General features: G+C 36.2%; 1 pseudogene. It reads right to left on the minus strand.

The features are described 5' to 3' along the window. A pseudogene (locus tag FUA24_RS03135) lies at positions 1 to 218 on the minus strand (hypothetical protein); the annotation flags it as partial.

The following is a 218-nucleotide window of genomic DNA, read 5'->3' on the forward strand; positions in this document are numbered from 1 at the left end:
TAACAGCTAATAATACCTGAGCAGTACAAATATTTGAAGTTGCTTTGTCTCTTTTAATATGTTGTTCACGAGTTTGTAAAGCCATACGCAAAGCTCTATTGCCATTTACATCTTTAGTAACACCAATAATACGTCCTGGAATGTCTCTTTTATAGGCTTCTTTAGTGGCAAAATAGGCTGCATGTGGTCCACCATAACCCATTGGAATTCCAAATCTT

Source organism: Seonamhaeicola marinus, from assembly GCF_008085455.1.